This window comes from Roseomonas sp. GC11 (assembly GCF_024437745.1).
Classification (GTDB): domain Bacteria; phylum Pseudomonadota; class Alphaproteobacteria; order Acetobacterales; family Acetobacteraceae; genus Pseudoroseomonas.
Map to the genome: position 1 here is coordinate 157,473 of NZ_JANFNY010000001.1, position 21,247 is coordinate 178,719.

Sequence of the window (21,247 nt, forward strand, 5' to 3'; positions counted from 1 at the left end):
GCGGCCCGCTTGGGAGGTGAGGCGGGGCGCGAACTGGAAGAAAATTCTTCGCGGAGAGAAGACTTTATCGGGCGCCCCGCCGCTGGTCCTCCGCCCGCGCGGTGCGGTGGAAGCGGGGTGTGGCGCTCTGGCTCGCATGGGCCTCCTCCAGCAGGGCGAAGAGGGCGGCGCGGGCACGGTGGACGCGGCTTTTCACCGTGCCCACCGCGCAGCCCAGCACGCGCGCCACATCCTCGTAGGGCAGCCCCGAGCCGGCGACGAGGGTGAGGATGGAGCGGTGATCCTCCGGCAGACCATGGAAAACCTTCTGGAAGTCGGAGAGTTCCAACCCCTCCTCCTGCCGGGCGGAGACGGGCAGGCGTTCCATCTCCTCCTCGTCCATGGCGCGCGTCATCCTGCGCTTGGCGACGAATTCGTTGAGGAACCGGTTGCGCAGGATGGTGAAAGCCCAGGCCTTGAAGTGGGTGCCGGGCTGGTAGCGGTCCGCCGCGTTCAGCATCCGCACCACGGCATCCTGCACCAGGTCATCCGCGTCATGGCGGTTGCGGGTGAGCGAGCGGGCATAGGCCCGCAAGTCCGGCAGGCAGGCGAGAAGCTCTTCGTTGATGGACGCCATCGGGACCTGATTCGCATGCTGCATCCCGGGTTGAACGTGCCGGCGGCACAGGGAGTTGCGGCGCAGGTCGGGAAGGTGGAATGCCCGCCTTGGTTGCGTATCAGTCAGGATATGCGCGCATGGATGGGGGTATGCGAAAAGCTATCCACACGACAGGGTTAAGCGGGGCTTAAGATGAGGGCTTGCGTGGCGTTCCGGTTGCACCCGTCGGTGGTCGGCGGGCGGCGCCACGCAACCGGGCCGGCCCAGAGGGCCGCCGCATCAGGAGAGTCCCCCATGTTCCTTGACCGCCCCCTCGCTGCCCAGGCCTCGGCTCAGACCGCTTTTGGCCAGATCGCCACGGCTTCGGATGAAACGCTGGCCCGCCTCGACAATCTCGACCTGCGGCTGGAGGCCGGCAGCCGCAGCCTGTGGTGCACGATGCGGCCGCAGGGCCGGCCGAGCTACACCATGGAACTGATGCAGGATGTGCACACCATGCAGCGCCATGTCCGCACCCTTTTCGCCACGGCGCCGGAGCGGCCGGCGGATTGGTTCGTCATGGCCTCGGCGGTGCCCGGCATCTACAATCTGGGCGGCGACCTGGCGCATTTCGCCGAGCGCATCCGCGCGCGCGACCATGCCTCGCTGGTGCGCTATGGCCATGTGGCGGTGGAGGCCATCCACAACAACAGCATCGCCTTCGGCCTGCCGGTGGTGACGATGGCGCTGGTGCAGGGGGATGCGCTGGGCGGCGGCTTCGAGCATGCCCTGTCCTTCGACCTGATCGTGGCCGAGCGCAGCGCCAAGATCGGCCTGCCGGAGATTCTGTTCAACATGTTCCCCGGCATGGGGGCCTACAGCTTCCTCTCGCGCCGGCTGGACCGCCGGCGGGCCGAGGAACTCATCCTCTCGGGCCGCATCCACACGGCGGAGGAACTGCACGCCATGGGCGTGGTGGATGTGCTGTCCGAGGATGGCGAGGGCGAGATGACGGCGCGGGACTACATCGCCCGCCATTCCCGCAAGCACAATGCCCATCTGACCATGCTGCGCGCCCGCCGGCGGGTGAACCCGGTGACGCTGGAGGAACTGCGCGACGTGGTCGAGATGTGGGCCGAGGCGGCGATGAATCTGGGCGAGGCCGACCTGAAGAAGATGGGCCGGCTGGTGGCGGCGCAGGAGCGGCGCCTGTCCGGGATCGGCTCGCCGGGCCTTGCCACCGCAGCCGAGTGAGAAAAAGTGTTCTTTTTGAAAAAAGAACCAAAAACTTTTTTTCAGATGGCGTCCCGCCTGTGGCCTGATGCGGGACGCCAAGCTGAGAAAGTCTTTTTGCTTCTTTTTCTTCAGAAAAAGAAGGCTTCTTTTAAATGAAATCCTCTGGTCAATGAAATCCTCGGGCGCGGGCTTCAGCCAAGATGGCTTTGCCCGTTGCTGGAGGGCAGCAGGGCCTGGCGTACCCGCTCCAGTTCGGCGCGGGCGCGCAGGGCCTGATCGGCGCCTTCGCGCATCAACTCCTCGCGGCTCAGCTTGCGCCACTCGCCACAGAGCCGCGTGATGCCGACGGCGCCGAGGTTGGCGGCGCTGCTGCGCAGGGCATGGGCCTCGCTCTGGAAGCGGGGGATGTCCCCTTGCGTGGCGGCCTGGCCGATGGCCTCGATCAGCGTGGCGGCATCGCTCACGAAGTCCTGGGCGAGCTGGCGGACGAAGTCATCCCCACCGAGGCGGCGCAGATTGTCCACCGTCTCCATGTCCACCGCCGGGCCGCTGGCGCGGAAGCGGGGGTGGGAGGCGATGTCGGCCACCGCCGGGGCGAGGGCCTGGCCGGGGCGCGGCGGGCGGGCGCGTTCCTCGACGATGCGCAGCAGCGCCTCGGGCTCCACCGGCTTGACGATATGGCCATCCATGCCGGCCTCGGCGCAGCGCCGCTCGGCATCCTCGGTGGCGTCGGCGGTGAGGGCGAGGATGGGCAGGTGGGGCTGCCCCAGCGCCATGATGCGGAACATCTTGGTGGCCTCGACGCCGTCCATCTCCGGCATGTTGAGGTCCATCAGCACGAGGTCGAGACTCTCCGCCTCGCGCTCCAGCACGTCGAGGGCGATGTCGCCATTGTCGGCCAGCAGCACGGTATGGCCGCCGCGCTCCAGGATGCGGGTGAAGACGCGCTGGTTCACCCGGCTGTCATCGGCCACCAGCACGCGCAGGCGGCGGGTGGGGGTGGCGGGCGGCGCCTCCGGCGTGGCGGCAAGGGCCTCGGCTTCGCCCGCCGGCGTGGCCTGGGCGGGCGCCCTGGAGAGGCCCGTGTGGAGGGGCGGGGGGGCGGCGGTGGCGTGGTGGCGCGGCGGGGCCAGGGCCTGGGCCGCGCCGAGCGCCGCGGCGATCGCCTCGCCGCTGGCATGGGCGGGCAGCAGGGCGGCGCAGGCCTGGCGCAGCGTCTCGGGCGGCAGCCCTTCCCCCGCGCCCTCGGCGATCAGCACGCGCGGATGGGTGGAGGCGCCGGGCGGCGGCAGGGCCTCCCCGGCATAGGCGAGCAGCAGGCAGCGCCCTTCCGGCCCTTCCGGGCGGGTGCGCAGCAGGGCGGCGGCTTCCTCCGGCGTGGCGGCGGGGCGGGTCTCGACGCCGAGGGCGGCCAGGCGCTCGGCCAGGGCGGCGCTGCGGATCGGCGCGGGGTCCAGCAGCACGGCGGTGAGGCCGGCCAGCGGGCGCGGCAGGGCGTCGGCCATGGCCTCCACCGGCACCTCGAAATGGAAGGTGCTGCCCGCCCCGGGGGCGGAGCGGACGCCGATCTGCCCGCCCATCAGCGCGACGAGCTGGCGGCAGATGGACAGGCCCAGCCCCGTGCCGCCGAAGCGGTTGATGATGCTGGAATCGGCCTGGGTGAAGGTCTCGAAGATGCGCTCCTGCGCCTCGGGCGCGATGCCGATGCCGCTGTCCGAGACCTCGGCGCGCAGCAGCAGCCCGCCGCGGGCGGGGGCCGGCAGCACGTCGAGCGCCACGGTCACGCCGCCCTCGGCGGTGAACTTCACCGCATTGCCGGCGAGGTTCAGCAGCACTTCCAGCAGGTGGCGCTTATCGCCGCGCAGCTCGGTGGGCACGCGCGGCGTCAGGTGCAGGCTGAAGGAGAGGCCCTTGTCCCGGCATTGCGCCGTCAGCAGCCCGCGCAGCTCGGAGAGCAGCTCCGCCGGGTCGAAGGGCTCATGCTCGGAGGGCATGCGCCCCGCCTCGATGCGGGAGAGGTTCAGCACGTCGTTGATCAGCGCGAGGAGGGAGCGCGCCGCGCTGTCCACGGTGCGGACCATGTCGCGCTGGTCCTCGTCCAGCCGGGTGCCGCGCAGCAGCCCGCCCATGCCGATGATGGCGTTGAGCGGCGTGCGCAGCTCATGGCTGACGCTGGCGAGGAAGAGGGACTTCGCCTGGCTCGCCGCCTCCGCCTGCTGCTTGGCCTGGGAGAGCTTGCGGATCAGCGTGCCGGCATAGAGCGGCAGCAGCAGCAGCCCGGCCCAGAGGCCGAGGGCGAGGTGGCCCTGCTCCTGCCAGTAGGGCGTGGCGAGGGCGGTGGCGCCGAAGCCGGCCAGGGCGGCCAGCATGGCGACGCGCAGCCAGGTGATGCCGAAGCGGAAGCCATTGCCCAGGATCACCCAGAGATAGACCGGCCAGAACATCGCCACCGGCTCCCCCCCCAGGTGGAGCTGGAGGGAGAGGAAGCCGCAGTCGAGCAGCACGGCGGCGAGGCGGCGCGGCGGGCAGACATCCGGCACCGCGACGATATGGGCGAGCAGGCCGAAGGCGAGCAGGAAGAAGGCCGCCATGCCGAGCAGGGCCGGCCCCGGCCCGGCGCTGGCCCAGACCACCAGGGTGATGACCCCGGCGAAGGCCAGCCGGTTGAAGCTCATCTCGTGTTCGCTGTCGGGCCGGCCGCGCAGCCGGGCGCGCAGCCAGCCGAGGGAGCCGGGGCGCGGCACGGGGGGCAGGTGCGCGGTCATGGCATGGGTCTCACATCCCCTGGCTCAGGGCATTGCTGGGGTCGGGCAAGGCGGTTTCCCGTTCAAGGCGCTGCCAGGGCTGCGGCTGGCGCAGCAGCCGGGCGAACTCCTCGGCCGGCAGGGGCTTGCTGAAGTAGTAACCCTGCACCTCGTCACAACCCTCGGCCCGCAGATGGGCGAGCTGGTCTTCATTCTCTACCCCCTCGGCGATCACCTGCAACCTCAGCATGTGGCCGAGCTCGACAATTGTGCGAACAATCGCGGCATCGTTGGGTTCGCTGGTCATGCCGCGGACGAAGGACTGGTCGATCTTCAGGCGGTCCACGGGGAAGTTCTTCACATAGTTGAGCGAGGAATAGCCGGTGCCGAAATCATCGACCGAGATGCGGATGCCGCGCGCGCGCAGCGCCTGCAGCCCGGCGGCGGTGGCCTGGTCCTGCTCCATCAGGATGCCCTCGGTCAATTCGAGGTCGAGCTGGTCGGGCGGCAGGCCGGTCTCCTCCACCACGCGCAGCACCAGGGCGCGCACATCCTGGCGGCGGAACTGCACGGGGGAGAGGTTGACGCCCACGCGCACCGGCGCCAGCCCCTCGGCGCGCCACTGCTCCGCCTGCCGGCAGGCCTCGCGCAGCACCCATTCGTTGATCGGCACGATCAGCCCCGTCTCCTCGGCGATGGAGAGGAAGACGCCGGGCGTGCTGATGCCATGGCCGGGGCGGCGCCAGCGCAGCAGCGCCTCCGCCCCAATGATGGCGCCGCTGCGCAGCTCGACCTGCGGCTGGTAGTAGAGCAGGAATTCCTCCCGCCCCAGGCTGGCGCGCAGCTCCGCCTCGATGCGCATGGCCTCGCGGGCGCGGGCGTCCATGGCGGCGGCGAAGAAGCGCCAGCCCTGCCGCCCCTCCGCCTTGGCGCGGTACATGGCGAGGTCGGCATTGCGCAGCAGCTCATCCGGGTCGGTGCCGTCGCGCGGGTAGAGGGTGATGCCGATGCTGGCGCCGGTGGAGAGGCTGTGGCCCTCGCAGAACACCGGCTCGGAGAGGGCGGCGATGACGCGGTCGGCCAGGTTGGCGGCCTCCTCCGCGCCGTGGACGGCGCTCTGCACGATGGCGAATTCATCGCCGCCGAGGCGCGCCACCACATCCTCCTCCCGCACCGTGGCTTCCAGGCGCTGGGCGACGGTGCGCAGCAGCTCATCCCCCACATGGTGGCCGAGCGCGTCGTTGACCGCCTTGAAGCGGTCGAGATCGAGGAAATGCAGGGCGAAGGCGTGGTCGCCGCGGCGGCCGCGCGCCAGTTCGCGGCGCAGCCGGTCGCGCAGGAAGGCGCGGTTGGGCAGGCCGGTCAGCGCGTCGTGATGCGCCATGTGGCCGAGGCGGCGCTCGGCCAGCTTGCGGTCGGTGATCTCGAGGGAGGTGGTCAGCACCGCCACCACCTCGCCCCTGCCATTGTGCAGCGGCGCCTTGGTGGTGAGGAAGATGCGCGGCTGGCCTTCCGGCGTCTCCGTCTCCTCCTCGCGCCCGGGCAGGGCCTGCCCGGTCTCGAAGACCAGCGCGTCCAGCGCGCGGGAGCGGGCGGCGCGCTCGCGGCCGAAGAGGCGCTCGACATCGTGCCCGGCCAGCGCCTCGGGGGTGGCGCCGGCGAATTCGGCCTGGCAGGCATTGACGAAGACGCAGCGCCCCTGGCGGTCCGCCGCGCTGATCAGGGCGGGGACGGTGTCGATCACCTGGGCCAGGGCGGCGCGGCTGTCGCGCAGCATCTCCTCCTGGGCGCGGGTGCTGTGCTCCAGCTTCTGCTCCAGCGATTCGGCGCGGCGCTGGAGTTCAAGTTGTTGCCAGCGCATGCGCAGGAGGTTGCGCGCCCGGGTCAGGAATTCGTAATGATCGACCGGGCTGAGGAGGAAATCCGTCGCCCCCGCCTCCAGCGCGCGCATGCGATAGGCGCGGTCGTTATAGGCGGTGATGACGATGACGGGCACGTCGGTGGCGGGGGCCGGCCCCTGGCCTGAGGCGTGGCGGAGGTGGCGCAGGCGGCGGGTGAATTCGGCGCCATCCATTTCCGGCATGCGGAAATCGGTCACCACCAGGTCGGTGCTGTGGCTGGCGAGCCAGACCAGGGCCTCCTGCGGGTCACCGAAGGACTGCACCTGCACGCCGGGCTCCAGCGTCAGCGCCAGGCGGGTGAAGATGTCGCGGTTGGTCGTCCTGTCATCCAGGATCAGGATCGTGGCCATTTCGCTCCATGGGGGCCGGTCTCAGCGCGGCGCAGCCTCCGCGTGCCGGAGGGCAGGCCTGCTGAGGTATCATCTTGCGCGGAGCACGGCATGGCTGCGGCCATGTTGCAAGGTCCAAGGCGGTGGGGCGTGTGGCACGGGCCTTCTGGCGCGGGCGGCGGTGGAACTTTCGTCCTTCTGGTCTGGCGCCGCGTTCTGGCGCCGTGGCGTCCGCTGCCCCGCATGGCGTCCAGGAAATGGGCATCCAGGCGCGGGGCTTCCGGCGGGCGGGGCGGCATGGGGCAGGCCGGCTTGCCCGCGCGCCGGGTGCCGACTAGCGTCACCCCCACCGCCGTCACGCGGCAAGGAGAAGGCGCCATGCTCGACCTGTATTACTGGACGACGCCCAACGGCCACAAGGTCACGATGTTCCTCGAAGAGGCGGGGCTGCCCTACCGGCTGGTGCCGGTGAACATCGGCAAGGGCGAGCAGTTCCACCCCGACTTCCTCGCCATCGCGCCCAATAACCGCATCCCCGCCCTGGTGGACCCGGCGCCGGCCGGTGGCGGCGCGCCGGTATCGCTGTTCGAGAGCGGCGCGATTCTGCTCTATCTGGCGGACAAGACCGGCCGCTTCATCCCCCCCGCCGCCGAGGTCGCGGCGCGGGCGGAGGTGCTGCAATGGCTGTTCTGGCAGATGGGCGGCCTTGGCCCCATGGCCGGGCAGAACCACCATTTCTCCCAGTATGCGCCGGAGAAGATCCCCTACGCCATCGACCGCTACGTGAAGGAGACCAACCGCCTCTATGGCGTGCTGGACCGCCGGCTGAAGGGCCGCGCCTTCGTCGCGGGGGATGATTATTCGATCGCCGACATGGCGATCTATCCCTGGATCGTGCCGCATGAGCGCCAGGGCCAGAAGCTGGAGGATTTCCCGGAGCTGGCGCGCTGGTTCGCCGCCATCCAGGCGCGGCCGGCGACGCAGCGCGCCTATGCCCGCGCCGCCGAGGTCAATCCCGGCGCCCAGCCCTCGGTCAACGAGCAGTCGCGCGCCATCCTGTTCGGCCAGACAGCGTCCAATACGGCGGCGAAGGTCTGAGAATCATGGCCCTCGCCCTCTACGAACTGGTGGGGGAAGACCCCGCGCGGCGCTTCAGCCCCTTCTGCTGGCGCAGCCGCATGGCGCTGGCGCATAAGGGGCTGGAGGCGGAATGCATCCCCTGGCGCTTCGCCGACAGCGCGGCCCTGGCCTTCTCCGGCCAGGACAAGGTGCCGGTGCTGGTGGATGGGGCGCGGGTGATTTCCGATTCCTGGGCCATCGCCGCCTATCTGGAGGCCGCCTATCCGGAGCGCCCGGCGCTCTTCGCCGGCGGCAACCCGGCGGCGGCGCGGCTTTCCGCCGCCTGGGCGGATGCCGCGCTGCTGCCGCTGCTCGGTCGGCTCATCCTCAGCGACATCGAGCCCTGGCTGGGCGAGGCGCAGCGCGGCTATTTCCGCGCCAGCCGGGAGGCGCGCTTCGGCATGACGCTGGAGCAGGTGACGGCCGACCGGGAGGAGCGCGTGGGCGCCTTCCGCGCCGCGCTGCTGCCGATGCGTCTGGTGCTGAAGGGGCAGCCCTTCCTGGGCGGCGCCACGCCGGATTATGCCGACTACGCCGTCTTCGGCAATTTCCAGTGGGCGCGCTGTGTCTCCGCCTTCGCGCTGCTGGAGGCGGATGACCCGGTGGCGGCGTGGCGGGAGCGGATGCTGGACCTGTTCGGCGGCCTGGCGCGCCACGTGCCGCATTGCTGAGCGGCGGCCTGGCCTGAGGGGGCTTCCCCTTGTGCGGGGGAGCCTCCCGCATGGGTTTCCAAAGGCCTCAGGCCTTTGGTGGGGAGAGTTTGAGAGGGTCAAAGCCCCTCTCAAGACCACGCGCCCTATTCGCCAGACGGCCTCCGAGGCGGGGCTGCCCCGGCCTGTGGGGGCAACCTATGCGGGCCTCCTGCCGTTGCCCTGGCACCACAGTCCAGGATGACCCGATGACGCGTGAGACCATCTGGCTTCAGGGTGAAGCGGGGGTGCCCAACAATCCCCGCCTTCCGGTGCTGCTGTACCGCGCGGCCTTCGCCGCCGGGCGGCCCGAGGCGGTGGAGGGGCTTTTCGCCCGCCATGGCTGGCCGCCCGTCTGGCGGGACGGCATTCACCCCTATGTCCATTTCCACACCACCGCGCATGAGGCGCTGGGCATTGCCGCGGGCGCGGTGCAGCTGCGCCTGGGGGGCGAGGCCGGGCCGGAGTTTGCGCTGCGCGGGGGCGATGTGGTGGTGCTGCCCGCCGGCACGGGCCACCAGTGCCTGGAGGCCAGCGCGGACCTGCTGGTGGTGGGCGCCTACCCGCTGGGGCAGGTGCCGGACCAGCGCCGCGCCTCGCCCGGGCAGGCCGCCGAGGTCCGCGCCCGCGTCGCCCGCCTGCCGGACCCGCCGGGCAGCCCCGTCACCGGGGAGCCTTACCCGAGGCGGCCATGAGAGAGCCGGCACTCCGCCCCTGGCGACCCCGTGCCCCGGTGGCGCCAGCAGAAGGCGGGGTCCGGGGGGACCCTGTCCCCCCGGATTCTTTTTCCCCGGATTTTTTCCCCCTGGATCTTTCCCCCTCAGGCGGCCGCGATGGCGGCGTTGAGGGCCTTCACCCCGGCGGCCGGGCCATCCGGGTGGTTCCACACGGCGCCGACCACGGCCAGGAAATCCGCCCCCGCGCGCACCAGCGGCGCGCAGTTCTCCGCCGTGATGCCGCCGATGGCGACGGAGGGCAGTTCGAACATCTCGCTCCACCATTCCAGGATCTCGGGCTCGGCCCGGTGCTCCACGGTCTTGGTGGCGGTGGGGAAGAAGGCGCCGAAGGCGACGTAATCCGCCCCCACCTCGCCGGCTTCCATCGCCAGGTGGCGGCTGCCATGGCAGGTGATGCCCAGCATCAGCTCCGGCCCCAGCAGCTTGCGCGCGCGGGCATGGTCGCCATCGCCCTGGCCGAGATGGGCGCCGTCGCAGCCCGTGGCGCGGGCGAGGTCGGCGCGGTCATTCAGCAGGAAGGCGACATCGCGCGCCTGCGCCACGGGGCGCAGGATGTCGATGGCGCGCTTCAGCGCCTCATCCCCGACATCCTTGAGCCGGAGCTGCACCGCCGCGACATCGCCGGCATCGAGGGCGCGCGCCAGGGTATCGGCGAAGGCGGCGGGGTCCAGGGCGGGCGGCGTGATGAGGTAGAGGCGGCAGCCGGCTTCCCCGCCGCCGCCCTGCTTCCCCTGCGCCGGGGTGGCGGTGGCCATCAGGCGAGCGGCGTCTTGTAGACGGCGATGATGTCGTTCAGCAGCTTCAGGGCCTCCGCCTTCGGGCGCTGGAAGGTGTTGCGGCCGATGATCGAGCCATTGCCGCCGCCGGCATGGATGGCCTTGGCCATGTCGATCATCGATTCGGCGGTGCCCGCCTCGCCGCCCGAGAAGACCACGAGGCGCCGCCCGCCGAAGCAGGCCTCCACCACATGCCGGATGCGCGCCGCCAGGGTGGCGGTATCGACCGGATAGGTCTCGTAGGTCTTCCGCGCCGCGTCGAGGGCGATGACATCGGTGGGCGGCTTCACCTTGATGATGTGCGCCCCCGTCAGCGCCGCCATGTGCGCGGCATAGGCGCAGATATCCAGCGCCGTCTCGCCCGCCTTGTCGAGCATCGGCCCGCGCGGATAGCTCCACACGACGACGGCGAGGCCGGCGGCCTTGGCCTCGGCCGACAGTTCGCGCAGCTCCTCCATCATCTCGAACTGGTATTCGGAGCCGGGATAGATGGTGAAGCCGATGGCCGAGCAGCCGAGGCGCAGGGCATCGGCCACGGTGGCGGTCACCGCCTGGTCCTTGGTGGTGGACAGGCTGTTGGAGCTGTTCACCTTCAGGATGGTCGGGATGGCGCCGGCATAGCTGGCCGCGCCCGCCTCGATCATGCCGAGCGGCGCGGCATAGGCGGAGAGGCCGGCCTCCACCGCCAGCTCGAAATGGTAGCGCGGATCATAGGCCGCCGGGTTGGGGGCGAAGCTGCGCGCCGGGCCGTGCTCGAAGCCCTGGTCCACGGGCAGGATGACCAGCCGCCCGGTGCCGCGCAGCTGCCCCTCCATCAGGATGCGGACGAGGTTGGACTTGGTGCCGGGGTTGTCGCTCTCATACCAGGAGAGGATTTCCTTCACGCGGCGCGTGAGCTTCATGGTCCGTCCTTCCGTGTCGGCGAGGGTGACGGGCCTTTAGCGGAGGGCCGTGGGGCTGTCACCTGGAGCCGCCGTGAGGGCCGCCCCCGCTTCTGTCCCCCCGCTTCTGTCCTTGGCTTCCGCTCCGGCGAGCCAGTGGCGCAGGCGCGCGCGCTCCGCCGGGCCGGGGATGGGGCGGGGGCCGGGGTCGAGGGCAGGGGGCAGGGCGGGCCAGAGCGGCAGCCCGGCGCGCGCCGCGGCGGCGGCCACCTGTTCCCAGGCGGGGCAGGCGGGGTCCAGCACCAGCGCTTGCAGGCGCGGTGCGCCCGCCGGCGCTGGGGTGGCCGCGTGGCGCAGCGCCGCCAGGGCCAGCCCGGGCGCCGCGCCGCAATCCAGCACCGGCCAGGGCACGGGCCAGGGCACGGGCCATTCTGGCAGCGGCCATTCTGGCGAGGGGTATTCCGCGGGCCTGGGCGCGGCGGAAGGCGGGCCGTGGGGCGGAATCGGCCCGCCTTCCTCCCCCCCGTTTTCCCCCCCGTTCTCCCCCCGGCAGGCGGCGGCGATCTGGGCCAGGAAGACCGCCGCGCCGAGCCACGCCGCCGCGCCCGGCGGCGAGAGCAGGGGCAGCGGCCCGGCCCAGCCGATCTCGCGCGCCACCTCCAGCGCCGCCCGCGCCTGGGCCGCCCCGCGCACCCGCACGGCCCGCCGCCCGGCCATCGCTTCCGCCTTCACCACCCCGTCAGACCCCCGCTCTCGCGCCATTCCCGCAAGCCAATCTGTTGAGCATCCGTTGACCCTGCCCGCGCACGCCGCGTAAAGCCTGACATCATGAAGTCTACGGCGCGAGCGAAGGCAGCAGCATGAGTGATGCGGTGAGCGAGGCCGCGACCCGGCTGGAGCGGGCAGTGGAAAAGCTGGCGGCAGCCCTGGCGCGCCCCGCGCCAGCGGCGGGCGTGCCGCCCGAGGCCGTGGCGGCCCTCTCGGCCCGGCTGGATGAGACCCTCTCCCGCCTGCGCCTCGCCCTGGCGGAGGTCGAGGCCGCCGATTCGGAAGCCACGGCGGAAGAGGAGGCCGAATCGGCCACCCCCGCCACCCCCAGCAAGGAAGGCTGAGCATGGGACAGGTCACGGTCCGCGTCGGCGGCTATACCCATCCCGTCTCCTGCGAGGATGGGCAGGAAGCCCATCTCATCGCCCTGGCGGCGGAGGTGGACCGCCGTGTCTCCTCCATCCGCGCCATGGGCGGGCAGTTCGGCGAGAGCCGCCTGCTGCTGCTGGCCTCCCTGCTGCTGGCCGATGAGATCCACGATCTGCGCGTCGAACTCTCCCGCGCCAAGTCGGCCCAGCCCGCCCCCGCCGGCGCCGCCGCGGCCGACCCCGTCCTGGCCGAGCGCCTCTCGCGCCTCGCCGAGCGGATCGAGGGCATTGCGGCGACGCTCGACGCCCCCTAAATGAACCCTGCGGGGCTGCCCGGCGCGTCAGGCAACTTTATCCCTGGGGCCAATAAGCATCCTCCGGGAGCTGGCTCTGGCCGGGCCTTGGTCCGGTTACCTGGCGCCCACCTGCTCACGCAGGCCTTAGGAGGATAAGACGCCAACGGCCATGGTGGCTCCGCACGTCATTCCGCTGCATCCCGCGGCCGACCCGCCCGAACTGGCCGCCGGGAAGGCGGCGCTGCGGCAGGCCGCGCTGGCGGCGCGCGCGGCGGTGGACCCCGCCGGCAAACCCGCCGCCCTGGCCGATACCGTCCTCGCCCATTGCCCGCCGCCCGCCGGTGCCGTCATCGGCGGCTTCTGGCCGATGGGGGAGGAGATCGACATCCGCCCCCTGCTGCGCCGGCTGGAGCGGCGCGGCCATGCCCTGGCCCTGCCGGTGACGCCGCCGCGCGGCCAGCCGCTCACCTTCCGCCGCTGGCGGGTGGGGGAGGCGCTGGTGGCCGGGCGCTTCGGCACCTCCGTCCCGCCCGAGGCGGCGGAGGCGCTGCGGCCGGACTGGCTGCTGGTGCCGCTGCTGGCCTTCGACCGGCGCGGCGCGCGGCTGGGCTATGGCGGCGGCTATTATGACCGCACCCTGGCGCTGCTGCCCCGGGCCACCGCCATCGGCGTGGCCTATGCGGCGCAGGAGGTGCCCCTGGTTCCCACCGGCCCGAATGACCGGCCGCTGGCCGGCATCGCCACCGAGGCCGGCTTCCTTCCTGCCGAAAGGTCCTGAGCGTCTTGCGTATCCTGTTTCTCGGCGATGTCGTCGGCCGTGCCGGCCGCGACGCGCTCACCACCGAACTGCCCGGGCTGCGCGCCCGGCTGAAGGCGGATCTGGTCGTCGTCAATGCCGAGAATGCCAGCCATGGCTTCGGCGTCTCCCCGGACATGGTGCGCGCCTTCCTGGCGGCGGGGGCGGATGTTCTGACGCTCGGCAACCATTCCTGGGACCGCAAGGAGATCATCGGCTTCATCGATGGCGAGCCGCGGCTGATCCGCCCGCTGAACTACCCGCCCGGCACGCCGGGGCGCGGCGCCACGGTGGTTGAGGTGCCGGGTGGCCGCAAGGCGCTGGTGCTCAACGTCATGGGCCGCCTGTTCATGGAGCCGTTGGACGACCCCTTCCGTGCCGCGCAGGCGGTGCTGGCGCAGCACAGCATGGGCGCCTCCGGCACCGTGCAGGCCATCCTGGTGGATATCCACGCCGAGGCCACCAGCGAGAAGATGGCCTTCGCCCACAGTTTTGACGGGCGGGTGAGCCTCGTCGTCGGCACGCACACCCATGTGCCGAGCGCCGACCACCGCATCCTGGAGAATGGCACCGCCTACCAGACCGATGCCGGCATGTGCGGCGACTATGACAGCGTGATCGGCATGCAGAAGGGCGGCGCCGCGCTGCGTTTCTGGAAGAAGGTGCCGGGCGAGAAGCTGGCCCCGGCCGAGGGCACCGCCAGCCTCGCCGGTGTTTTCGTCGAGACGGATGACGCCACCGGCCTCGCCACGCGGATCGAGCCGGTGCGCCTGGGTGGCCATCTGGCGCAGGCGATGCCTTTGGTTTGATTTTTTTTAAGATTCTTCTTTTTCTAAAGAAAAAGAAGCAAAAAGACTTTTTTCAGTTAGGCGTCCCGCCTCAGGCCTGAAGCGGAACGCCAACTGAAAAAAAGTTTTTTGGTTCTTTTTTCAAAAAAGAACCCTTCCTTCCTGAAAAAAATCACTCCACCCGTCGCCACCCCTGTTCGATCAGGCAGCCGGCGATGCCGCGTTCGCGCACATCCTCGTTGTGGTCGATGGTGGTGAAGGAGGGCGGCACCCAGTTGCCGCCGGTGGTGGTGCAGCGGCGGTTATTGGCATCGCCGGAGCAGCGGGTCTGCACGGGCGAGACATAGCCGCCCGAGCTTTGCACCCGCTCCAGGATGGGCGGGAACTGGGCGTGCAGGCGCTGCTCGCAGCGGGCGCGGGTGGCCTCGTATTCGGCGGGGCTGGCGCCGGGCTTGGCCCAGCGCTCCTCGCAGCCGGCCAGCAGCGGCGCGCAGGCCAGCAGCAGCCAAGGGGTGGCGTGGCGTTTCATTCCTGTCCTCATCGCGGTCCGGCCCCGCATTCTGGCGGCGGGTGCTTGCGGAAAGCCTGCTCAGTACAGCGTCGCGATGATCTGCGGCGCGCGCGTCTCGTCGAAATCCTTCGCGTCCACCAGCCCCCCGGTATGGGCGGCCAGCAGCTCGCCGCCGCTGGGCGCGGCCTCCGGCTTCGCCCGCCCGGCCCAGAGTTTGGAGCGGGCGATGGCGCGGGCGCATTGCATGTAGACCTCCCGCACCTCCACCAGCAGCACGGTGGCGGGGGTCTGCCCCTGCACGGCATGGCGCTCGCGCAGCGCCGGATCGGTGGTGATGTGGCCGAGGCCGCCGATGCGCAGCGTCTCCCCCATGCCCGGCACCAGGAAGAGCAGGGCGAGCGCCGGGTTGTCGAGGATGTCGCGCAGCGCATCCAGCCGGTTGTTGCCGCGGCGGTCGGGCAGGGCGAGGGTCTTCTCGTCCAGCACGGTGATGAAGCCCGGCGCGTCGCCGCGCGGGGTGCAGTGCGGCCCGCGCGCGCCGCTGGTGGAGAGCAGGCAGAAGGGGCTGGCGGCGATGAAGGCGGCGGTGCGCGGGTCCACCCGCTTCGCCACCTTGTTCATCACCAGCGCGCTGGGCGGGTTGTAGAGGGCGGAGAGCGCCTCCTGGCTGGTCACCCGGTGCGGGTCGGGGTGGAGGGTGGGGCGGGGGCTGTCGGTCATGGCGCGGCGGCTTCCTGGCGGTGCGTCCCGGCGGTGCGGGATGCCGTAGCAGAAACGATTTCAGGCCCTGGCGCCATCCTGCCCGCCCATCCTGCCCGCCATGCGGCGCAGCACGTCGCCCTGCCCGCGCAGCCGGTGCAGCAGCGCCATGGCGGCATGCCCCGCCACCAGCGCCAGCAGCAGCCAGGCCAGCCAGCCATGCAGGGCATTGGCTGGCGCCACCATCCAGCCCACCGGCCCGCCCGGGAAGCCGGGGAAGAGCGGCAGGCCGAAGGGCGCGAAGGCCCGGCCGGAGCCATAGGCGCGCAGCAGCGCCAGGGTGGGCACCACCAGCATCAGCCCGTAGAGCGCCAGATGCCCGGCCAGGGCGGCGCGCCCGGCCCAGCCCGGCGCATGGCCCGGCCGGCGGCGCCATTGCGCCAGCGCCCAGGCCGCGCGCAGCGCCACCAGCGCCAGCAGCAGCGTGCCGAGCGGCGCATGGGTGCCGACGAAGAAGGCGCTGACCGGGTGCCGCCCCAGCACGGCGCGCACCCCCATCCCCGTGAACTGCCACGCGAAGAGCAGGGCCATGCCCCAGTGCAGCGCGCGGCTGACGCGGCCATAGAGCGCCGGCGTGTCGCGCCAGGGAAGGGAGGTCATGCGGGCAGTCGCCTTTCTGTCCGGTGGATTGCGGCCCTGTCATGTTATGGCCGCGCCGCCGCCCGGCAAAGGGGCCGGCAAAGGGGGCGGGCAAGAGGGCGCGGGAGGCGGATGAAGCGGCCGGGCCTCGCCCCCCTCGCCTAAGAGGCCCCGGGACGGTATAGGAGCCGACCCCCGGAACATCCCGAGAATACCGGAGAGCAAGCGCGTGGCCGGCCATTCCCAGTTCAAGAACATCATGCACCGGAAGGGCGCGCAGGACGCCAAGCGCGCGCGCGCCTTCGCCAAGCTGATCCGCGAGATCACCGTCAGCGCCCGCCAGGGCCTGCCGGACCCCGCCTTCAACCCGCGCCTGCGCTCCGCCGTGCAGGCCGCGCGCGTGGCCAACATGTCGAAGGACACGATCGACCGCGCCATCAAGAAGGCGACCGGCGCCGGCGGCGGCGATGACTATGTGGAGGTCCGCTACGAGGGCTATGGCCCCGCCGGCGTCGCCATCATCGTCGAGACGCTGACGGACAACCGCAACCGCACCGCCTCCGACATCCGCTCCGCCTTCTCCAAGTATGGCGGCGCGCTGGGCGAGACGGGCTCCGTCTCCTTCCAGTTCGACCGCAACGGCGTCATCCGCTTCCCCGCCGCCGCGGGCAGCGCCGATGCCGTGCTGGAAGCCGCCATCGAGGCCGGCGCCGATGATGTCGAGAGTGGCGAGGAAGGCCACGAGATCCGCACTGCCATCGAGGACCTCTTCACCGTCCGCGACGCGCTGGAAGAAAAATTCGGCCCGGCGGAAAGCGCGAAGCTCGAATGGCGCCCCAATGTCACCGTGCCGCTCGACGAGGAGAAGGCGCGCTCCGTCCTCAAGCTGATCGACGTGCTCGACGAGCATGACGACGTGCAGGCCGTGACCGCCAATTTCGAGGTCTCGGAAGAGATCCTCGCCCGTCTCTCGGCCTGATGGCGGTGGTCCGGCTGCTCGGCCTTGACCCGGGCCTCCAGCATACCGGCTGGGGCGTGGTGGAAAGCGCGGGCAGCCGGCTGCGGCACCTGGGGGACGGGGTGATCTCCACCACCGCCGACCTCTCCCTGGCCGAGCGCCTGTGCCAGATCCACCGCGCGCTCAACACCCTGCTCGACCTGTGGAAGCCGGATGAGGCGGCGGTGGAGCACACCTATGTCAACAAGAACCCCGGCGCCGCGCTGAAGCTCGGCCAGGCGCGCGGGGTGGTGCTGCTGGCGCCGGCCCTGGCGGGCATCCCCGTCGCCGAATACCAGGCGATGGAGGTGAAGCGCGCCGTGGTCGGCACCGGCCATGCCGAGAAGGAGCAGGTGGCCGCCATGGTGCGCCGCCTGCTGCCCGGCGCCACGCTGAAGCGCGCCGATGCCTCGGACGCGCTGGCGGTGGCCATCTGCCACGCGCATCACCGCGGCACCCGCGTCGCCCTGGCGAAGGGATACACCCTGGCATGATCGGCAAGCTGACCGGGCGGCTCGATACGCCCTTTGACGGGGGCTGCATCTTCGACGTGAACGGGGTGGGCTATCTGGTGGCCTGCTCCGCCCGCACCCTGGCCGCCCTGCCGCAGCCGCCCGCCACCGGCTCCCTGCTGATCGAGACGGTGGTGCGGGAAGACGCCATCCTGCTCTACGGCTTCGCCGATGCGGCGGAACGCGACTGGTATCGGACCCTGACGGCCATCCAGGGCGTCGGGCCGAAGCTGGCCCTGGCCATCCTCTCCACCCTGGCGCCGGCCGACCTCGCCCGCGCGCTGATGGCGGGGGATAAGGGCGCGGTCAGCCGCGCCCCCGGTGTGGGGGCCAAGCTCGCCGCCCGGCTGGTGGCGGAACTGCGCGACAAGGTGGGGGCGCTGCCGACCGGGGCCGGGGTCTCGCCGGGCAGTGTCACCATCGCCGCGCAGCTGCCGCCGGCGGACCGGGCACAGGCGGATGCCATTTCCGCTCTCACCAATCTGGGGTGGAAGCGGGCCGAGGCCGCCGCCGCCGTGCAGCGGGTGGCCGAAAGGTTGGGGGAGGGGGCAGGGCTGGAGCCGCTCATCCGCGAGGCGCTCAAGGAACTGGCGCCGCGATGAACAGGAAAAAAGGCTGGGGGAATGAATTCCCCCAGGCCCCCATCTTTTTTCTGTCAGTAAGAAAAGGCGCCGGAGGGCACGCCAGCGGCGGGCCCGGGAACGGACAAAAAGAGAAGGGGGTCCGGGGGAATTCATTCCCCCGGAATCTGTGCCGATGAGCGACCGCATCGCCAACCCGCACCGCAGCGAGGAAGACGCCGCCGAGGCCACGCTGCGCCCGCAGACGCTGGACGATTTCACCGGCCAGAAGGCGCTGCGCGAGAACCTCGCCATCTTCATCCAGGCCGCCCGCACCCGGGGCGAGGCGCTGGATCACGTCCTGCTGCACGGCCCGCCGGGCCTTGGCAAGACGACGCTGGCGCAGATCGTGGCGCGCGAGATGGGGGTGGGCTTCCGCGCCACCTCCGGCCCGGTGCTGCAGCGCGCCGGCGACCTCGCCGCCATCCTGACCAACCTCCAGCCGCGCGACGTGCTCTTCGTCGATGAAATCCACCGCCTGCAGCCGGCCCTGGAGGAAACCCTCTACCCGGCGATGGAGGATTTCCAGCTCGACCTCATCATCGGCGAGGGGCCGGCGGCGCGCACCGTGCGCATCGACCTGCCGCCCTTCACCCTGGTGGGGGCGACGACGCGGGCCGGGCTGCTCGCCACCCCGCTGCGCGACCGCTTCGGCATCCCGCTGCGGCTGCAATTCTACACGCCCGAGGAACTGCTGCTGATCGTCCGGCGCGGCGCGCAGAAGCTCGGCTTCGCGCTGACCGAGGAAGGCGCGCGGGAAATCGCCAACCGCTCGCGCGGCACGCCGCGCATCGCCGGGCGGCTGCTGCGCCGGGTGCGGGATTTCGCCCTGGTCTCCGGCAGGCCGGCGGACCGCGCCATGGCCGATGCCGCGCTGAACCGCCTGGAGGTGGACGCGAAGGGCCTGGATTCGATGGACCGCCGCTATCTCCGCCGCATCGCGGAGCACCATCATGGCGGCCCCGTCGGCGTCGAGACCCTGGCCGCCGCCCTGGCCGAGGGGCGGGACACGCTGGAGGAGGTGGTGGAACCCTACCTCATCCAGGAAGGTTTCGTGCTGCGCACCCCGCGCGGGCGGGTGCTGGGCGATCCGGGCTGGCGCCATCTCGGCCTGAGCCCGCCGGCCGGCACCCAGCCGGACCTGCTGGGCGGGGGGCTGGCATGAACTGGCCGCATCGCTGGCCCATCCGCGTCTATTACGAGGACACCGACGCGGGCGGGATCGTCTATCACGCCAATTACTTGCGCTGGGCGGAGCGGGGCCGGACGGAATCCTTGCGTGCCATAAACTTGCCGCATCAAGTTATGATAGAACGTCACGCTTCGATGCTCGTGGTGCGGCGCATCGAAGTGGAGTATGTGGCCCCCGCGCGCCTCGACGAGTCCCTGGTGGTGGAAACCGCCGTGCGCCGCCTGGGCGGTGCCTCGGTGGACCTCACCCAGGATATCCGCGACGAGGCCGGTGGCTACAAGGCGCGGCTGCTGGTCGGGCTGGTCTGTGTGCGGGCGGAAGGTGTCCGCCCCGTGCCGGTGCCGGAACCCTGGCGCAGCGCCTTCCGCGCGGCGCTGGAGACGGTGCCCCCGGCCTGAGCGGGGGAGCCTGCGCCAGCGCCAGGGTGCGGCCAGGGATGGGCTTGGGGCGTGCGTGGTGAGGCCGGCGGGTTCGCCGGCGGGGTGAGAGAAGGGAGATTGCCGTGGGTGACAGCGTGACCGCGTCCAACCTCGGCCAGGTGGCACACGATCTGTCCCTCTGGGGCCTGTTCATGCAGGCCGACTGGGTGGTGAAGGGCGTGATGCTGGCGCTGCTGGTGGCCAGCGTGTGGGTCTGGGCGGTGGTGTTCGAGAAGGTGACCAGCCTGCGCCGGGTGAACCGCGCGGCCGATGCCTTCGAGGACCGCTTCTGGTCCGGCGGCAGCCTGGAGGCGCTCTACCAGCAGGAGGGCGAGCGCCCGACCCACCCCATCGCCGCCGTCTTCGGCGCCGCCATGCGGGAATGGGAGCGCAGCTCCGCCCGCCCGGCCGACGCCTCCCTGGCCGGCGTGCAGCAGCGCGCCGAGCGCGCCATGAACGTGGCGATCCAGCGCGAGATGGACCGGCTGGAGCGCTGGATGGTCTTCCTCGCCTCCGTCGGCTCGGTCGGGCCCTTCATTGGCCTGTTCGGCACGGTCTGGGGCATCATGAACAGCTTCTCGGCCATCGCCGGGATGAACAACACCAACCTCGCCGTGGTGGCGCCGGGCATCGCCGAGGCGCTCTTCGCCACCGCCATCGGCCTCGTCGCCGCCATTCCGGCGGTGCTCGCCTACAACAAGATCACCACCGACCTGGCGCGCTTCGCCGCGCGGCTGGAGGGCTTCGCGACCGAGTTCGGCGCCATCCTCTCCCGCCAGGCCGAGGAGCGGGGCTGACACCATGGGCATGTCCACCGGCGGCGGAAAGGGGCGCGGGCGCTACCGCGCCATGGCCGAGATCAACGTGACGCCCCTCGTGGACGTCATGCTGGTGCTGCTGATCATCTTCATGGTGGCCGCGCCGCTGATGACGGTGGGCGTGCCCATCGACCTGCCCAAGACCCAGGCCAGCGCGATCAACCAGGAGAGCGAGCCGCTCACCATCTCGGTCAATGCCGAGGGGCGGATCTTCCTCCAGGAGACGGAGGTCCAGCTGGAGGGGCTGGTGCCCCAGCTCCAGGCCATCATGCGCGAGCAGAAGCCCGGCGCGCCGGAGCGCCGCATCTTCGTGCGCGGCGACCGCGGCATCAATTACGGCCGGGTGATGGAGGTGATGGGCACCGTCTCCTCCGCCGGCTTCACCAAGGTGGCCCTGCTGGCCGAGCAGCCCTCGGGCCCCGGCGGCCGCCCCGCCGCCTCCGGCGCGCGTCCCGCCACGCCTTCCACCCCGCAGCAGCAGCCGGCGCCGCTCACCCCGCGGCGCTGATCAGGATCACGGCACGACCATCATGGCCCGTCATGGCCTAGGCTACGGCCTCCGTTTCTGGGCGGCGATCTCGGCGGCGCTGCATGTGCTGATCGGGCTGCTGCTGCTGCTCCGCATGCCGGGCAAGGAATTGCCCGTGCCGCAGGAAGCCGTGCCGGTCGAGCTGGTGACGCCCGACATGCCGCAGCTCGCCCAGGCGCCCTCGCCCCTGCCGCTGCCGGCACCGCCCGCGCCCACGCCGACGCCCAACCCCTCGCCCAACCCGTCGAGCGAGCCGGCGAAGCCGACACCGCCCACGCCGCCGCCGCCCCCCCCGCCGCCGCCGCC

24 protein-coding genes, 1 other RNA gene and 1 pseudogene are annotated in these 21,247 nt (G+C 71.5%); 17 read left to right on the top strand and 9 right to left on the bottom strand.

All coding sequences use genetic code 11. The features are described 5' to 3' along the window. Window positions 1-64: 64 nt before the first annotated feature. On the bottom strand, window positions 65-616 hold the full coding sequence (locus NON00_RS00690; protein ID WP_256016422.1) for a sigma-70 family RNA polymerase sigma factor: 552 nt from the start codon (window positions 614-616) through the stop codon (window positions 65-67). Between the two features lie 276 nt (window positions 617-892). Between NON00_RS00690 and NON00_RS00695 the strand changes: the two genes are divergently transcribed. Then, complete coding sequence (locus NON00_RS00695; protein WP_256016425.1) at window positions 893-1,831, top strand: crotonase/enoyl-CoA hydratase family protein; 939 nt, start codon at window positions 893-895, stop codon at window positions 1,829-1,831. Window positions 1,832-2,004: 173 nt separating this feature from the next. Here NON00_RS00695 and NON00_RS00700 read toward each other — a convergent pair whose 3' ends face one another. Both NON00_RS00700 and NON00_RS00705 read right to left on the bottom strand, forming a co-directional pair. Further along, entirely contained in the window at window positions 2,005-4,578 is a 2,574-nt protein-coding gene (locus NON00_RS00700; protein ID WP_256016427.1) for a hybrid sensor histidine kinase/response regulator, read from the bottom strand. Between the two features lie 10 nt (window positions 4,579-4,588). Continuing rightward, the gene (locus NON00_RS00705; RefSeq protein WP_256016429.1) at window positions 4,589-6,808 is read right to left on the bottom strand and encodes an EAL domain-containing protein; all 2,220 of its coding nucleotides are present in this window, start codon (window positions 6,806-6,808) and stop codon (window positions 4,589-4,591) included. 357 nt (window positions 6,809-7,165) lie between these two features. On the opposite strand from NON00_RS00705, the gene NON00_RS00710 reads away from it, so the two are divergent. The 3 genes from NON00_RS00710 (at window position 7,166) to NON00_RS00720 (ending at window position 9,290) form a co-directional block, all read left to right on the top strand. Then, on the top strand, window positions 7,166-7,885 hold the full coding sequence (locus NON00_RS00710) for a glutathione binding-like protein (protein WP_256016431.1): 720 nt from the start codon (window positions 7,166-7,168) through the stop codon (window positions 7,883-7,885). Window positions 7,886-7,890: 5 nt separating this feature from the next. Further along, window positions 7,891-8,577: a glutathione S-transferase family protein gene (locus NON00_RS00715; RefSeq protein ID WP_256016434.1), complete on the top strand. Its 687-nt coding sequence runs from the start codon at window positions 7,891-7,893 to the stop codon at window positions 8,575-8,577. Between the two features lie 227 nt (window positions 8,578-8,804). Continuing rightward, the gene (locus tag NON00_RS00720) at window positions 8,805-9,290 is read left to right on the top strand and encodes a cupin (protein ID WP_256016437.1); all 486 of its coding nucleotides are present in this window, start codon (window positions 8,805-8,807) and stop codon (window positions 9,288-9,290) included. A gap of 125 nt (window positions 9,291-9,415) precedes the next feature. Here the strand turns inward: NON00_RS00720 and thiE are convergent, their stop codons facing one another. From thiE to NON00_RS00735, 3 genes are read right to left on the bottom strand one after another with little or no spacing between them, the layout of a single operon-like run. Beyond that, window positions 9,416-10,087, bottom strand: coding sequence for a thiamine phosphate synthase (thiE, locus tag NON00_RS00725; protein ID WP_256016439.1), 672 nt, complete (start codon window positions 10,085-10,087; stop codon window positions 9,416-9,418). Beyond that, window positions 10,087-11,010, bottom strand: coding sequence for a class I fructose-bisphosphate aldolase (locus tag NON00_RS00730; RefSeq protein WP_256016442.1), 924 nt, complete (start codon window positions 11,008-11,010; stop codon window positions 10,087-10,089). Before NON00_RS00730 ends, thiE begins: the two co-directional genes overlap by 1 nt. A 36-nt stretch (window positions 11,011-11,046) precedes the next feature. Continuing rightward, entirely contained in the window at window positions 11,047-11,751 is a 705-nt protein-coding gene (locus tag NON00_RS00735) for a hypothetical protein (protein WP_256016445.1), read from the bottom strand. 98 nt (window positions 11,752-11,849) lie between these two features. Between NON00_RS00735 and NON00_RS00740 the strand changes: the two genes are divergently transcribed. The 5 genes from NON00_RS00740 to NON00_RS00760 all read left to right on the top strand — a co-directional run bounded on the left by NON00_RS00740 (window position 11,850) and on the right by NON00_RS00760 (window position 14,026). Then, entirely contained in the window at window positions 11,850-12,101 is a 252-nt protein-coding gene (locus NON00_RS00740) for a hypothetical protein (protein ID WP_256016447.1), read from the top strand. 2 nt (window positions 12,102-12,103) lie between these two features. Then, entirely contained in the window at window positions 12,104-12,439 is a 336-nt protein-coding gene (locus NON00_RS00745; RefSeq protein ID WP_256016450.1) for a cell division protein ZapA, read from the top strand. A 9-nt stretch (window positions 12,440-12,448) separates the two neighbouring features. After that, window positions 12,449-12,604, top strand: a non-coding RNA gene (gene ssrS, locus NON00_RS00750) — 6S RNA. Beyond that, window positions 12,591-13,199, top strand: coding sequence for a 5-formyltetrahydrofolate cyclo-ligase (locus NON00_RS00755; protein ID WP_256016453.1), 609 nt, complete (start codon window positions 12,591-12,593; stop codon window positions 13,197-13,199). The genes ssrS and NON00_RS00755 overlap by 14 nt, the downstream gene beginning before the upstream one ends. 5 nt (window positions 13,200-13,204) lie before the next feature. Further along, window positions 13,205-14,026, top strand: a complete 822-nt coding sequence (locus NON00_RS00760; protein ID WP_256016456.1) for a TIGR00282 family metallophosphoesterase — start codon at window positions 13,205-13,207, stop codon at window positions 14,024-14,026. A gap of 151 nt (window positions 14,027-14,177) precedes the next feature. Here the strand turns inward: NON00_RS00760 and NON00_RS00765 are convergent, their stop codons facing one another. From NON00_RS00765 to NON00_RS00775, 3 genes are read right to left on the bottom strand one after another with little or no spacing between them, the layout of a single operon-like run. After that, the gene (locus tag NON00_RS00765) at window positions 14,178-14,534 is read right to left on the bottom strand and encodes a hypothetical protein (RefSeq protein ID WP_256016459.1); all 357 of its coding nucleotides are present in this window, start codon (window positions 14,532-14,534) and stop codon (window positions 14,178-14,180) included. A 60-nt stretch (window positions 14,535-14,594) separates the two neighbouring features. Next, on the bottom strand, window positions 14,595-15,236 hold the full coding sequence (locus NON00_RS00770; RefSeq protein WP_256016471.1) for an MSMEG_1061 family FMN-dependent PPOX-type flavoprotein: 642 nt from the start codon (window positions 15,234-15,236) through the stop codon (window positions 14,595-14,597). Window positions 15,237-15,296: 60 nt separating this feature from the next. Next, window positions 15,297-15,875 carry a cytochrome b gene (locus NON00_RS00775; protein WP_256016474.1) on the bottom strand — a complete coding sequence of 193 codons (579 nt, stop codon included), beginning with the start codon at window positions 15,873-15,875 and terminating at the stop codon, window positions 15,297-15,299. Between the two features lie 208 nt (window positions 15,876-16,083). Between NON00_RS00775 and NON00_RS00780 the strand changes: the two genes are divergently transcribed. From NON00_RS00780 to NON00_RS00815, 8 genes and pseudogenes are all read left to right on the top strand, one after another. After that, window positions 16,084-16,833, top strand: a complete 750-nt coding sequence (locus NON00_RS00780) for a YebC/PmpR family DNA-binding transcriptional regulator (RefSeq protein WP_256016476.1) — start codon at window positions 16,084-16,086, stop codon at window positions 16,831-16,833. 5 nt (window positions 16,834-16,838) lie between these two features. Beyond that, window positions 16,839-17,345 carry a crossover junction endodeoxyribonuclease RuvC gene (gene ruvC, locus NON00_RS00785; protein ID WP_256016504.1) on the top strand — a complete coding sequence of 169 codons (507 nt, stop codon included), beginning with the start codon at window positions 16,839-16,841 and terminating at the stop codon, window positions 17,343-17,345. After that, on the top strand, window positions 17,342-17,965 hold the full coding sequence (ruvA, locus tag NON00_RS00790; RefSeq protein ID WP_256016479.1) for a Holliday junction branch migration protein RuvA: 624 nt from the start codon (window positions 17,342-17,344) through the stop codon (window positions 17,963-17,965). The genes ruvC and ruvA overlap by 4 nt, the downstream gene beginning before the upstream one ends. Window positions 17,966-18,119: 154 nt before the next feature. Continuing rightward, the gene (ruvB, locus tag NON00_RS00795) at window positions 18,120-19,148 is read left to right on the top strand and encodes a Holliday junction branch migration DNA helicase RuvB (protein WP_256016481.1); all 1,029 of its coding nucleotides are present in this window, start codon (window positions 18,120-18,122) and stop codon (window positions 19,146-19,148) included. Beyond that, window positions 19,145-19,573, top strand: a complete 429-nt coding sequence (locus tag NON00_RS00800; RefSeq protein ID WP_256016484.1) for a YbgC/FadM family acyl-CoA thioesterase — start codon at window positions 19,145-19,147, stop codon at window positions 19,571-19,573. Before ruvB ends, NON00_RS00800 begins: the two co-directional genes overlap by 4 nt. A gap of 104 nt (window positions 19,574-19,677) precedes the next feature. Next, complete coding sequence (gene tolQ / locus NON00_RS00805; protein WP_256016487.1) at window positions 19,678-20,391, top strand: protein TolQ; 714 nt, start codon at window positions 19,678-19,680, stop codon at window positions 20,389-20,391. Between the two features lie 4 nt (window positions 20,392-20,395). Then, window positions 20,396-20,920: a protein TolR gene (tolR, locus tag NON00_RS00810; RefSeq protein WP_256016489.1), complete on the top strand. Its 525-nt coding sequence runs from the start codon at window positions 20,396-20,398 to the stop codon at window positions 20,918-20,920. 22 nt (window positions 20,921-20,942) lie between these two features. Continuing rightward, window positions 20,943-21,247, top strand: a pseudogene (locus NON00_RS00815) (hypothetical protein); the annotation flags it as partial.

Coding starts and splice junctions, on each gene's coding strand:
- NON00_RS00690 (WP_256016422.1), bottom strand. CDS start 616: ATGGCGTCCATCAACGAAGAGCTTCTCGCCTGCCTGCCGGACTTGCGG.
- NON00_RS00695 (WP_256016425.1), top strand. CDS start 893: ATGTTCCTTGACCGCCCCCTCGCTGCCCAGGCCTCGGCTCAGACCGCT.
- NON00_RS00700 (WP_256016427.1), bottom strand. CDS start 4,578: ATGACCGCGCACCTGCCCCCCGTGCCGCGCCCCGGCTCCCTCGGCTGG.
- NON00_RS00705 (WP_256016429.1), bottom strand. CDS start 6,808: ATGGCCACGATCCTGATCCTGGATGACAGGACGACCAACCGCGACATC.
- NON00_RS00710 (WP_256016431.1), top strand. CDS start 7,166: ATGCTCGACCTGTATTACTGGACGACGCCCAACGGCCACAAGGTCACG.
- NON00_RS00715 (WP_256016434.1), top strand. CDS start 7,891: ATGGCCCTCGCCCTCTACGAACTGGTGGGGGAAGACCCCGCGCGGCGC.
- NON00_RS00720 (WP_256016437.1), top strand. CDS start 8,805: ATGACGCGTGAGACCATCTGGCTTCAGGGTGAAGCGGGGGTGCCCAAC.
- thiE (WP_256016439.1), bottom strand. CDS start 10,087: ATGGCCACCGCCACCCCGGCGCAGGGGAAGCAGGGCGGCGGCGGGGAA.
- NON00_RS00730 (WP_256016442.1), bottom strand. CDS start 11,010: ATGAAGCTCACGCGCCGCGTGAAGGAAATCCTCTCCTGGTATGAGAGC.
- NON00_RS00735 (WP_256016445.1), bottom strand. CDS start 11,751: ATGGCGCGAGAGCGGGGGTCTGACGGGGTGGTGAAGGCGGAAGCGATG.
- NON00_RS00740 (WP_256016447.1), top strand. CDS start 11,850: ATGAGTGATGCGGTGAGCGAGGCCGCGACCCGGCTGGAGCGGGCAGTG.
- NON00_RS00745 (WP_256016450.1), top strand. CDS start 12,104: ATGGGACAGGTCACGGTCCGCGTCGGCGGCTATACCCATCCCGTCTCC.
- NON00_RS00755 (WP_256016453.1), top strand. CDS start 12,591: ATGGTGGCTCCGCACGTCATTCCGCTGCATCCCGCGGCCGACCCGCCC.
- NON00_RS00765 (WP_256016459.1), bottom strand. CDS start 14,534: ATGAAACGCCACGCCACCCCTTGGCTGCTGCTGGCCTGCGCGCCGCTG.
- NON00_RS00770 (WP_256016471.1), bottom strand. CDS start 15,236: ATGACCGACAGCCCCCGCCCCACCCTCCACCCCGACCCGCACCGGGTG.
- NON00_RS00775 (WP_256016474.1), bottom strand. CDS start 15,875: ATGACCTCCCTTCCCTGGCGCGACACGCCGGCGCTCTATGGCCGCGTC.
- ruvA (WP_256016479.1), top strand. CDS start 17,342: ATGATCGGCAAGCTGACCGGGCGGCTCGATACGCCCTTTGACGGGGGC.
- ruvB (WP_256016481.1), top strand. CDS start 18,120: ATGAGCGACCGCATCGCCAACCCGCACCGCAGCGAGGAAGACGCCGCC.
- NON00_RS00800 (WP_256016484.1), top strand. CDS start 19,145: ATGAACTGGCCGCATCGCTGGCCCATCCGCGTCTATTACGAGGACACC.
- tolR (WP_256016489.1), top strand. CDS start 20,396: ATGGGCATGTCCACCGGCGGCGGAAAGGGGCGCGGGCGCTACCGCGCC.